Origin of the sequence: Burkholderia sp. Leaf177 (assembly GCF_001424345.1) — a bacterium.
GTDB lineage: Bacteria > Pseudomonadota > Gammaproteobacteria > Burkholderiales > Burkholderiaceae > Caballeronia.
Window position 1 is genome coordinate 727013 of the sequence record NZ_LMPF01000021.1, and the last position, 12061, is coordinate 739073.

Below are 12061 nucleotides of genomic sequence, written 5' to 3' on the forward strand. Positions count from 1 at the left end.
GTGCGTAATCGACAGAACCAGCATAATTCCCTTCGCTGTGAATGATAATCCGCAGAATTTTCATAAGATCTATTCTCCGAACGAATGGAACTGCCAAAAGGAATGGTATGGACAGGTTTCACGAAGTGAACGCGTTTATCGCCGTGGTGGAAGCGGGCGGGTTCTCCGCGGCGGCGCGCAGAACGGGCGATTCGCAGTCCGGCGTCAGCAAGGCCGTCGGCGCGCTGGAGAAGCGTCTGGGCGTGATGCTGTTCAACCGCAGCACCCGCAGCGTCACGCTGACTGACCAGGGCCAGCGATACTACGACCGGACAAAACCGCTCGTGGAAGAGATGGATGAGGCCGATAGCGAACTGAAAAGCAGCACGTTCAAGGTCTCGGGCACGATCAGGATCGCGACGTCCTCGACTTTCGGACGGCTGCACATTCTTCCGTTGATCCCCGAGCTATTGGCGCTCAACCCCGGCCTTCAGGTCGATCTCGTGCTTTCGGATTTCGTGCGGGATATGGTGGAAGACCGGATCGACCTGGCAATCCGCGTAGGTCCTGTCGATGAACCCGACGCAGTGGTCAAGCGTGTGACCACCACGCCGCTCGTGTGCGTAGGATCGCGGCGTTACTTCGAGCAACGCGGGATACCGAAAACCCCGGCTGAACTCGCCGATCACAATTGCCTTCTATATGGCGGCCTCGTGGAGTCGGCGAATTGGCCGTTCGTTGGACCACAAGGCCGCTTCAGCGTGGCCGTTCGCGGCAACCTTTCGTCGAATAGTGTGGAGACGATCCGCTCCGGCGTGCTGAACGGCGTTGGAATTGGCTTGTTCGCGAAGGTTTCCCTAGCCGATGAACTCGATCATCCGGACGTGATCGCGATTCTCGAGGAGTTCATTGGCGATGCGAGAGACGTGAGCCTCATCTGGCCAAAACGCCGGTTTGTCCCCGCGCGCGTGCGCCGTGCGACCGACTTCTTTGCCGCGGCCTTACTGGAGCGTCTTTGATTCGCCGCGGCTCATACCTTTCTCCGTGATCACGGAATCGAACTTGTCGAGTTGGGAAAACCGCAGGGCTTTGACTTTACCCAGCTTGCTGGCATCGACTACCAGGTGACGTTCAACGGCGCTGTCCATGGCCGCCTGTTTGATCGCCACCTCGTGGAAATTCCAGCACGTCACGCCGCGCGTTTCATCCACGCCGCCAGCCGATATGAACGCCTTGTTGATACCCATGCGCTTGAGCGTTTCGATGCTTTCATCGCTGGAAAATGAATCCGATGACGGCGCATAAACGCCGCCCAGCAAAATCATCCGCACGTTGGGCTTGCGCCGCAAAATCTCGGCCACGTTCAGCGAATAACACACGACTGTCAGATGCATGTCGGCGGGAGTCAGCCGCGCGAGCGTGGTCAGCGTCGTGCCGCAATCGATGAAAACCGTCTCGCTGTCCACGAGCAAACGTGCGGCGAACGCCGACGCCTCCGCCTTGGCCTGCGCGAAGTGATCCTTTTCTTCGTCGATGGTATAGCCCGAACCGTTGGGCACGTCCGACGCGCGGACAATGTAGCCGCCGAGGTAAGTGAAGGTTCCGGGATTCGACGAGATGTCGCGGCGAACCGTCATCTCCGATACATCGAGCAAGGTCGCGGCGTCGCGAAGACGCATGACGCTCTGCTCGCGCAAAGCTTCGGCAAGGACACGCAGACGATCGTTTTTGGTCATGGGAAATACAGGGGCGCGGTTGTGATTCTTGTTAGTTTTTGTTCGCCTGATGAGACGATTATAACAAGCAGCGCGCCGCGCTGGTCTCGTTCAATCGGCGGCGCGCGCGTTGATCAACGCCGCAGCCGATGTGATCGACATCTGTTCGACCGCCACTTTTGCGATGCCGGGCAACGCTTCGTCGGCGAGCTGGGTCAGCGTGCGTCCGGGCGGCATTTCCACGAACACCCGCGCGCCGAGTTCGCTCAGCACGACGCTCGAGTCGTGCCATCGGACGGGATAACGCAGGTTCGTAGCGAGATCGAGGCGAATTGCGTCGGCCTGACGCAACGGACGCGCTCCGCGATTGCCGATGTACGGAACCGATGGCGTCCTGAACTCGACTTTCGACGCGGCTTCGGTGAGTTCGCGGGCGGCATCGTCGAGAAGGATGCAGTGCGAGGGCACGCTCACCGCAAGCAATTCGGCCTTGCGTGCGCCTGCTTGCAGCGCGTGTTGCCGCACGAGATCGAGATCGGCGTTGGCGCCGGCGACCACGATCTGCCGCGGCGCATTCAGGTTCGCGATAAACGCGGCCTTTGCATGTGCATGGGCGATAACGGCATCGACTTCACGTTCGCTCAAGCCCGAAACTGCAAGCATGCCGAAGCCGTGCGGATAAGCGCGTTCCATCAGCTGCGCGCGCAGTTGCAGGAGTTTCAGCGCGTCGTCGAAATGGATTGCGTCGGCCGCCACTGCCGCGCCATATGCGCCCACCGATAATCCCGCAACCGCATCGGGCGCAATGCCTTCATCGCGCAACGCACGCATGGTCGCAACGCCCGCGATAAACAAGGCGAGTTGCACGGCAACGGTCGACTTCAAGGCATGGGCGTGATCGAGGTCGAGCACGTTCATATGCAATACGTCCGACGCTTCCTCGAAAGTCGCTACGATCCGCGCATGGGGCGACGTACCGCCGAGCGTGTGCAGAAAGCCCGTGAATTGCGAGCCTTGACCGGGGAACAGGAACGCGATCATGCGGCGCGGCTCGTTTGCCACGGATCGGCGATGAGCTTCGGGCCATCGGCGGATCGGAGCATCACTCGCGCGCCGGGATGAACGAATTCAGCGAGCGAGAACGCGCCTTCGTGCGTTTCGATTTGAACATCGATGCGTATGGCGCGTTCGAAAGCAGCGGCCGAAAGGGCATCGAATAAAAGTTTTGCTTCTGGGCGATCGAGCGGTTCCGGCGCACGCATCAGAAGGTCGAGATCGCTTTGGTCAGTTACGGTCGCGCGCTCGCTCGCCAGCTCGAAACCCACGCTGCCCGCAGGTCCCCATGCGAGTTCCGACGCATCGCAGATGGACGTTATGGCCTGCAGCAAATTGAACGCCGGCAAGTCTGCGCGGTTTTGATGCGGCTTTGCCGATTTCAACATCTCTGGCGTAAGCACGGCTTCGACATGCTGCAAGCCGATCCACGAACCAAAACGCTCGCTGCGTACCGCGCCGCGAATTCCAATGGCGACGCGTCCGTCGATCGCGCGCGCACGGCGAACCACCACGAACGGCGCGCGTTCCAGCGAAGCCGCGACCCACGCGGGTGCATCTGCGAAAACACACGCGTCTGCCTTCAGCCGCAGCAAGTCGTGGGGATTCACGAGACTTCCCATTGCTCCGCCATGCGCTTGCGCACTTCTATCGACGCCGCGCGATTGCGCTTCGCATCCGCCGATTGCAGGCGCGACGAGAGATCGTTCGGGCCTTGACGCGCGTCGTCGATAGCCGCGATCAACGAAGCCTTTACACGTTCCACGTCTTCGCGTCCGGGTGTATCGGCGTTGATTCCTTCGATGAGTTCATGCAGCAGCCCGAGCTTCGCGTAGGAACTCATCTTGTAGGACATGGGCAGCACGCGATCGCCGAGCTCATCGAGTCCTTCCACGCTGCGCCGCGTGACGCGCGCGGCCGCTTCCTTGCCCATTGCGTGCACGCTGATGCCGCTCGCGTCCAGCGCGACAATGCGGTTCGCCTGATAACCGTGCGCGAGAAACGCGCCGGACATGGCCGGACCGACGATCAGCGCGATCACCGGATGCCCGGCGAGACGCGCGCTTGCGTAGGCATCGACGCCCGCGGCGCAAGCGAGATGAACGCCGAGCAATTCCTCGCGACGGCCATACGCCTGACTCTTTACATCGACGATGGCAACAATCGGGCGCTTCATGGTTGCAGCGCGATCCGCGTCCAGCACTTCGCGCACGGCACGCGCGAGCAGCCATCCTTGTTCGAGGCCCACGACGTTATCGGTGGCGCGCGGGAAGCGGTTGTGCGGGTCCGGAACCACGGCGATGAACCGCGCGCTTGCAGTGCCGAGCTGTGCGTCTGCGCTGCGAATCGGTCCCTCGCCGGGTACTTCGCGTGAGCTCAATGCGTCGATCCAGATCTGTCCACGTGTTGCGCTCATCATGCGTCTCCTTGCCAAAGCGTGCGCAGAACCGCCGGGTCGATCGCCGCTGGATCGACACGCGAAAGACGCGCCAGTTGTTTATCGATTTGTTCCGTCCGATGACTCGCCGGCACACCGCTTTTGAAGGCGTCGAGCACGGCGTTCAGGACCTGTTCCGTGTCGTCTTCAACGAGGGTATCGACCAGACCGACCGCCGCGCGTTCCTCGCCGCCGATCATCGACCAGATGAGCTTGCGGTCGCGCGAATCGAGTTCCTCGACGCCCGCTTCCTGCTCGATCACTTCCGGTCCGTTCATGCCGAGCCGAGCCTGACGCGTCATCACGAGATAGCTGCACAAGGCCGCAGCCAGCGACATGCCGCCGAAGCATCCAACCATTCCGCCGATAACACCGACCACCGGCACGTATCGGCGCAACGCGACAATTGCCGCCTGGATCTCCGCGATAACGGCCAGCCCGAGATTCGCTTCCTGAAGGCGCACGCCACCGGTTTCGAACAGGATCACGGGACGGATGGTGCGGCCCGCTTCGAACTCGCGCAGCGCAAATTCGAGCGATGCCGCGATCTTCGCGCCCGACACTTCGCCAATGCTGCCACCCTGGAACGCAGGCTCGATTGCAGCGATCACAGCAGGCTCGCCGCCAAGCGTGCCGCGCGCGATCACCGCGCCATCGTCGGATTGGCAGACCACGTTTTGCATGCCGAGCCACGGGGATTCTAGCCGGTCGAACGGTCCGAGCAATTCGCGGAACGTGCCCGAATCGAGTAACGCGCGAGCACGTTCGCGCGCCGTCAATTCGATGAAACTATGCCGCGCGATGAAACTGTCGTGAGCGTTCATGGCGTCTCTCCTTCGCTGGCTTCCACGGCTTCGGCAAGCCGCAGCATCACGACTCCCGGCGTCGCGCCGAAGTCGTTCAGCTCGAGCTTCGCGGCGCCGTCGTATCGCGAGAAGAAGCGGTCGAGCACGCTTTTCCAGACGGTTTCGTAGCCATCGACGCTCGTGCGGATCACGACTTCCGCGTGATCTTTCTCCGATGGCGACAGCAGTATTTCCAGATCTCCCGAGCCTACGACACCCACATGCGCGCGTTGCGGCACGGGGCGTGTGGCGGGGTATTCGTAGCGCAGGTTTTCCATGGCGGATCTCATAGCGTCAGCCGACGCAGGGCAGGGTATCGAGAAAAAGCGTCGCGGCGAGCAGGTCCGCTGCGCCACCGGGCGATGCGTTCAATTGCAATAACTTTTGATCGAGGCGCAAGAGTGCGGCATAACCTTCAGCTTGCGATGCGCCGCCTGCTTGCAGCGCTTCGCGCGCGCCGGATTGCGCGGTCTCGAGTGCGATGCGGCCGCCGCGATGCAGGAGACAGGTGTCGTCGAGTGTTGCGATGATCGCGAGCAATGCGTCGAGGCGTGCAGCGTTTTCCGGCGCACCTTTGGCGCGGGATTCACGCAACGCGGGCAAGCCGATTTCGAGCACGTGGGGAAAACCTTCGGCTGCCTGACCACGCGCACCGGCAACGCCGAATTTCTGAATCACGCGGGCGCCGTGTGTTTGCGTCACTGCGGAAGGTGCACAGCGATCTTCGAAACGCGAGATTGCGGCGGCTTGCGAACAGATCGTCGCCAGATTGGCGGACGGGTTCATTGCGGCTCCGGCGACGAGCAAGCCGACAATCCATATTGCCCCGCGATGCGCGTTGCTTCCTCCGGTTGCGCGCATCATCGCGATCTCACCCTCGCGGCCGATGCGTGCAAGTTGCTCGCGCAAGCGCTGCGAAGGTTGAGCGTTCGAAGACGCGCGAGCCAACGCAACGAACGCGGGTTGCAGCGAGCGCGCGGAGCGCAGCATGATACTGAGGTCGAGATCGCGATGTGCGCCGCTGCCACGCCGATCCACCAATGCGGGTTTCGGCGTGAGGCACGCTTCATCGATCAACGCGTTCACTGCGCGATCGGCGAGCGCCGCCGGATCGCAAACAAGGTCTTTGATTAAAGCCTGAGCGCAACGCATGGCGCTCACCAGCCGCGAAATTTTGCAGGCGGCTGATATAGACCGCCGGACCACGCCACCAGATCGTCGATACTGCGCGCCGCGAGCAACGACCGCTTTGCTTCGCCACGCCGGATGCCGAGGTCTTCCGGGTACGCGACCACGCCACGACGACGCAACTCGGCGGTCTTGGCAGGATCCGCGCGCATGCCGATAGGTGTCACGCCCGCAACCGCGCGCAACGCCGCGCGGCGCTCTTCAACGCCTTCTGCGGCATGCAGATAAGCGATGCCTTCCTCAGTGACGACATGGCTGACGTCGTCGCCGTAGATCATCACAGGCGCGATCGGCATGTTGCTTTGCTTGCCGACCGCGATGGCATCGAGTGCATCGACAATGGTCGGCTCGCCGCCTTTCTTGAACGTCTCCGCCGTTTGCACAACCAGTTTATGACCCCGGCTGATCTCGCTATTGGGTCCATCGTTTTTCATCAACGATAACCACGCTTCGCTCGAATGCCGGCGTCCTCGCGGATCGTGTCCCATGTTCGGCGCGCCGCCAAAACCCGCGAGACGCCCGAGCGTCACGGTCGATGAATTGGCATCGGCGTCCATCTGCAACGTCGAACCGATGAAGAGATCGACGCCATATTGCCCCGCAAGCTGACACAGCACGCGGTTCGAACGCAGGCTGCCATCGCGTCCGGTAAAAAACACGTCCGAGCGCGCTTCAATGTAGTCTTCCATTCCGACTTCGCTGCCGAAGCAATGCACGCTTTCCACCCATCCGCTTTCGATTGCGGGAATCAAGGTGGGATGCGGGTTGAGCGCCCAGTGCGTGCAGATCTTGCCCTTCAGGCCGTGTGCCGCGCCATAGGTCGGCAGCAGCAATTCGATGGCGGCGGTGTCGAAGCCGATGCCGTGATTCAACGCCCGCACGCCGTAACGTTCGTAGATGCCGCGTATGGTCATCATCGCCATGAGGATCTGCAGCTCGCCGATGTGACGCGGATCGCGCGTGAACAGCGGCTCGACCGCAAATGGCCGGTCCGCCTGCACGACGACATCGACCCATGAACCGGGGATATCGACGCGCGGGAGTTCATCGACAATCTCGTTCACTTGCGCCACCACGATGCCATGCCGAAACGCCGTGGCTTCCACGATGGTCGGCGTGTCTTCCGTATTCGGTCCCGTATAAAGATTGCCATGCCGGTCGGCTTGCACCGCGCAGACGAGCGCCACTTGCGGCGTCAGGTCGATAAACATGCGCGCATATAGTTCGATGTACGTATAGATCGCGCCGATTTCCAGCTGACCGTCCTCGAGCAGTTGCGCGACGCGCAAGCTCTGCGGTCCGGCAAACGAGAAGTCCACCTTGCGCGCGATCCCGCGTTCGAACAACGTCAAGTGCTCGGGCCGGCTGATACTGGAGATCAGCAGATGCACGTCATGCACACGCGAAGGATCGAGCTTCGCAAACGCACGCGAAAGAAAATCCGCCTGCTTCTGATTGTTGCCTTCGAGCGCGACGCGGTCGCCGGATTGAATCAGCGTTTCCAGTGCATCGACAATGCGCTCTGACTTCAGCACGCCGTTATCGAGCCAGCCTTCGATTGCTTTGAGTCGCCGCGCTTTTTCGAGCGCCCGCGTGTTCCATTGGCGCGGTGCTGGAGCGGTATCGGCGTGTGCGGGAGAATTCATGCGATGGCCTCGGTGTCTGTCTCTCGAAGATCCGCGTTCAGGCGGATTTCGAAGCGGTGGTAGAGCGGCGGCGCTTCTTCGGCTGCGAGGCTTGTGCCTGCATTTGCGCGTCGTGAAGGAAACGATAAACCAGTTCGCCCGTCGCAAGCAGATGACGTGCAACGAGCGTTTGCGCCGCTTCGGTATCGCGGGCATGCAACGCCTGAAGGATGGCTTCATGTTCGGCGTCGGACCGGCCCTTGAACGTCGGCATGCCGAATTTCAGGCGCAAATATCGTTCGCCGCGGCGGTGCATGGTGCCGATCAGTTCCATCAGGTGCGGACGGTCGGCTGGCGCATACAAACTCATATGAAACTGCTCATTGCGCACTACATACAGCGCAGGGTCGGGCTCGTTCGCAGCGGCTTCGAGCAATTCGCGGGCTTCCGCAAGCGTTGCATCAGTATGACGTTCAATCGCGATACCAATTGCAAGGCTCTCCAGCGACGCACGGATCTCGTAGATTTCGCGTGCCTCGTCAGGAGATTGAAGGCTAACCGAAGCCCCGCGATTCTGTTCGATTGTGACCCAGCCCTCGGTGTCCAGTTGCCGGAACGCTTCGCGCACGGGAATGGCGCTCACCGAGAACTGCTTGGCAATAGCGTCCTGACGCAGCGGCTCGCCAGGCAACAACGTTCCTTCGACAATGGCCGAACGCAGCGCGTCCGCAATATAGCGGGACGTGCTCTGGCGCGGTTCGAACTGCGCCTCGCGGAAGGTCTGATTCAACTCATTTTTCATACGCTTGATTCGCCGTTGCTAGGTAGAAGTGCGGAGTGGTCAACCGCGCAATTTCAAATATTATATATGAAACTGCACCTTTGAGGATTTTGAAGAAGACCCGGTGCTTACCCGCAGACGCCCGATCCACTGAACAGAGCGCGTCGCTCTCAACCAGGATGACATTCATGCCACGCACGCTGGAACCATCGATAGCCGCCGCCCGGCGGACACGAACGCCTTTGAACCGGACGCAGATAGTCGGCTTTTGGGGCGCCTGGGCGGGGTGGACGCTCGACGGAATGGACTCGTTCATCTACGCGCTGGTGCTGGCGCCGGCGCTGACCGAATTGCTGCCCCGATCCGGATACCAAGCGACGCCCGCGAACGTGGGTCTTGCGGGATCGATCCTGTTCGCGTTGTTCCTGGTGGGTTGGGGGCTGTCGTTCATCTGGGGGCCGCTTGCCGACCGGTTCGGGCGCACCAAGGTGCTCGCCGCCACCATCTTCACGTTCGCGATTTTCACCGGGCTTGCGGCGACATCGCATACCGTTTGGGAACTGGGCATTTACCGGTTTCTCGCAGGCGTGGGTATCGGCGGGGAGTGGGCGTTGGCCGGCACGTATGTGGCCGAGGCGTGGCCGGAAGATCGACGCAAGATGGGCGCTGGTTATTTGCAGACCGGCTACTACGCGGGATTCTTCATTGCTGCAGCGCTGAACTACACCATTGGCGCAACATTTGGATGGCGCGCGATGTTCCTCGTCGGTGTGGTGCCGGTGGTGGTATCGATCATCGTGTTGCTGCGCGTGAAGGAAACCGAAAAGTGGCAGAAGGTCGAGGCAACGGCCGTCAAGCAGGCGAGTTCTCTGCGTTCGATTTTCTCGGCGCAATACCGGCAGCGGACGATTGTTGCGACTGTGTTGCTGACGGTGGCGATCATCGGCTTGTGGGCCGGCGCGGTCTATGAACCTTCGGCTGTGATTCAGCTTGCTACGAAGGCGGGGATGACTAAGCCGGAAGCGGCGCGGATGGCATCGATAGCGACGGGATTGTTATCGATTGGCACGATCGTCGGATGTCTTGCCTTACCGCCGATGGCCGAGAAGATTGGGCGCAGGCTGACGCTGGCGGTTTATTTCATCGGGATGGCTGCGTCGATTGTGCTGGCGTTCGGGTGGGCGTTTTATCTTGAGAACGGGTTGGTGCCGTTTATTGCGTTGCTGGTCGTGTTGGGGTTTTTTGGCGGCAATTTTGCACTGTTCAGCCTTTGGTTGCCGGAGCAGTTTGAAACTCGGGTGCGGGCGACGGCGTTTGCGTTCTGTACATCGATAGGGCGCTTTTTTGGGGCTATCGTGAATTTTGGTATCGGCGCGATGGTGTTGCATATGAAGACGCTCGGTGTGCCGATTGCGCTGACGGCGATCGCGTTTGTCATCGGGTTGATCGTGATTCCGTTTGCGCCGGAAACTAAGGGGCAGGATTTGCCGCACTAGGGCGGGGGCGCTGGCGCGGGCGTTTGTAGTGGGCGGGGGTGGTCTTGGGTTGCTACTGTTAGGGCCTACGCGGGTTTTCTTGCTATCTGATTTCTTTAGCACTATTGGCCACTGTCCGTGGCGGGACTTCATTTTCACGAGGTTTGACGCTGGCGCTCGGGCGAGTGTTTTGTAGCGGTCGGGGTGGGTGCCGGGTTGCTGCTTTTCAGGTCTTCGCGGGTTTCATGCTGGCTGACTTCTTAATCACTATTAGCCACTGTCCGTGGCGGGACTTCATTTCTTTGTCCAACGGCGACAAAGAAACGAAGCAAAGAAAACGCCTCTCCACCGCTAATTCTTAAGTGGCGGGACTTCATTTCTTTGTCCAACGGCGACAAAGAAACGAAGCAAAGAAAACGCCTCTCCACCGCTAATTCTTAAGTGTCCACAGCGTGCAGTGAGAACTGTATGGCACGCAAGAAGCACCCTTAGCGCATAACCCCGTCCTGTTGAAACCCTCCCCCTCCGTTCGCGGATACCCACACGCTTCGCCACCTGAGTAGGAATCCACTAACCAGGCCTCCGCGCTGCGCGCGCTAGCGCCCAAACGGAACAAATCGCGGTACTGGCGGCGAAGTTCGCAGTTCAAGATGCTTTGAACTGGTTGTGGGCTCAACCCGTCGTTATGCGTTGGACGGGTTTCCGTATTAACGGATTCCAACACTGGTGGCGAAGCGTGTGGGTATCTGTTGCCGGAGGGGGAGGGTTTCAGGAGGACGCGGTTATGCGCTGAGGGAGCTTCTTGCGTGCCACACAGTTCTCCCTGCACGCTGTGGACACTTAAGAATTAGCGGTGGAGAGGCGTTTTCTTTGCTTCGTTTCTTTGTCGCCGTTGGACAAAGAAATGAAGTCCCGCCACGGGGAGAGGCGTTTTCTTTGCTTCGTTTCTTTGTCGCCGTTGGACAAAGAAATGAAGTCCCGCCACGGACAGTGGCTAACAGTGATAAAGAAGTCAGCTAACACAGAACTCGCGAAGACCTAAGCAGCAACAACCCGGCATCACCCCCAACCGCTACGAACAACCGTCCACGCGCCAGCGTCAAACCTTGTGAAATGAAGTCCCGCCACGGACAGTGGCTAAAAGTGCTAAAGCGATCAGCCAAGCCAGAACCCGCGAAAGCCTAAGCAACACCCCAGCATCAACCCTGCCACCACGCGCCACCCTAGTCCGCCCGCGACAGCTATCAGCCACCATCAAAACCAAAAATCTCAACCCAGACGCGGTGCGTCAAAAAAAACCTGTGGCCGATGTCCAACAATCAAATTTTGTTTTTGTCTCGTCATACATCGGCATTTTAGGCTATTTGAAATGTCTGAAGTATCAAACCTTAAGAACATTTAACCGATAGTTAAGACAAAACGTAAAGCACCATCCGGCAACGCTTCGGCGGCCAACGAACAGTCTTTATCCGCCACGCCCCGCATTGCGCGAATCAAGCGCATCCCACTGCGACCCTAAATAACTATTAATCAGAAGATTAGCCGCGAAATCCAAATCTCACAAAATGTCACACTCTTGGGTTCGAGTAATCAATTCGATACGTTTAGAATCCCGGCGCAAAGACGTTATATCGCTTTTTGAATTTAACGTGAAATGGCGGTGCATTAAAGCATCTCTGCCATTGTCACGCGCAATACATGTATATCCTCGGAATTTGCACGATCCGACATATCGCGCAATGTCGAATTTGATTCGTGCAAATCGTGCAACGTTATTATTGGCTTTCGATTGCGCAATTTTTACTTCAAATCGACGGTATCGAAAATATTTTTTCATCGATTGAACAAGCATTTATGGTTTAGTAGCGTATTCTGGTCTGACTATTTCGCGTCGATCGCCCAGCCTTGCAGGGCGTGGTTTCCCGTCTAATCCGCATTGAATCCAGACCACTTTTGCGTGGA

General features: G+C 59.4%; 11 protein-coding genes. 2 read left to right on the forward strand and 9 right to left on the reverse strand.

The window, feature by feature from the left end; genetic code table 11:
* Positions 1–107: 107 nt before the first annotated feature.
* Positions 108–998 carry a LysR family transcriptional regulator gene (locus ASG35_RS18690; protein WP_056360576.1) on the forward strand — a complete coding sequence of 297 codons (891 nt, stop codon included), beginning with the start codon at positions 108–110 and terminating at the stop codon, positions 996–998.
* Here the strand turns inward: ASG35_RS18690 and ASG35_RS18695 are convergent.
* From ASG35_RS18695 to ASG35_RS18735, 9 genes are all read right to left on the reverse strand, one after another.
* Positions 981–1715, reverse strand: a complete 735-nt coding sequence (locus ASG35_RS18695) for a DeoR family transcriptional regulator (RefSeq protein WP_056360581.1) — start codon at positions 1713–1715, stop codon at positions 981–983. The genes ASG35_RS18690 and ASG35_RS18695 overlap by 18 nt on opposite strands.
* 90 nt (positions 1716–1805) lie before the next feature.
* On the reverse strand, positions 1806–2735 hold the full coding sequence (gene mdcH, locus ASG35_RS18700) for a malonate decarboxylase subunit epsilon (RefSeq protein WP_056360584.1): 930 nt from the start codon (positions 2733–2735) through the stop codon (positions 1806–1808).
* Positions 2732–3370 (reverse strand): malonate decarboxylase holo-ACP synthase, encoded by a 639-nt coding sequence (locus tag ASG35_RS18705; RefSeq protein WP_056360587.1) that lies wholly within the window; start codon positions 3368–3370, stop codon positions 2732–2734. Before ASG35_RS18705 ends, mdcH begins: the two co-directional genes overlap by 4 nt.
* Positions 3355–4167 (reverse strand): biotin-independent malonate decarboxylase subunit gamma, encoded by an 813-nt coding sequence (gene mdcE / locus ASG35_RS18710; RefSeq protein WP_235527591.1) that lies wholly within the window; start codon positions 4165–4167, stop codon positions 3355–3357. Before mdcE ends, ASG35_RS18705 begins: the two co-directional genes overlap by 16 nt.
* Positions 4164–5009, reverse strand: coding sequence for a biotin-independent malonate decarboxylase subunit beta (locus ASG35_RS18715; protein WP_056360589.1), 846 nt, complete (start codon positions 5007–5009; stop codon positions 4164–4166). Before ASG35_RS18715 ends, mdcE begins: the two co-directional genes overlap by 4 nt.
* Complete coding sequence (locus ASG35_RS18720; protein ID WP_056360974.1) at positions 5006–5308, reverse strand: malonate decarboxylase subunit delta; 303 nt, start codon at positions 5306–5308, stop codon at positions 5006–5008. Before ASG35_RS18720 ends, ASG35_RS18715 begins: the two co-directional genes overlap by 4 nt.
* A gap of 16 nt (positions 5309–5324) precedes the next feature.
* Positions 5325–6182: a triphosphoribosyl-dephospho-CoA synthase gene (locus tag ASG35_RS18725; RefSeq protein WP_082508443.1), complete on the reverse strand. Its 858-nt coding sequence runs from the start codon at positions 6180–6182 to the stop codon at positions 5325–5327.
* Between the two features lie 5 nt (positions 6183–6187).
* Positions 6188–7864: a malonate decarboxylase subunit alpha gene (gene mdcA, locus ASG35_RS18730; RefSeq protein ID WP_056360593.1), complete on the reverse strand. Its 1677-nt coding sequence runs from the start codon at positions 7862–7864 to the stop codon at positions 6188–6190.
* Positions 7865–7901: 37 nt separating this feature from the next.
* Positions 7902–8645, reverse strand: a complete 744-nt coding sequence (locus ASG35_RS18735) for a GntR family transcriptional regulator (RefSeq protein WP_056360596.1) — start codon at positions 8643–8645, stop codon at positions 7902–7904.
* Between the two features lie 167 nt (positions 8646–8812).
* On the opposite strand from ASG35_RS18735, the gene ASG35_RS18740 reads away from it, so the two are divergent.
* Positions 8813–10120, forward strand: coding sequence for an MFS transporter (locus ASG35_RS18740; protein WP_056360981.1), 1308 nt, complete (start codon positions 8813–8815; stop codon positions 10118–10120).
* Positions 10121–12061: the final 1941 nt, after the last annotated feature.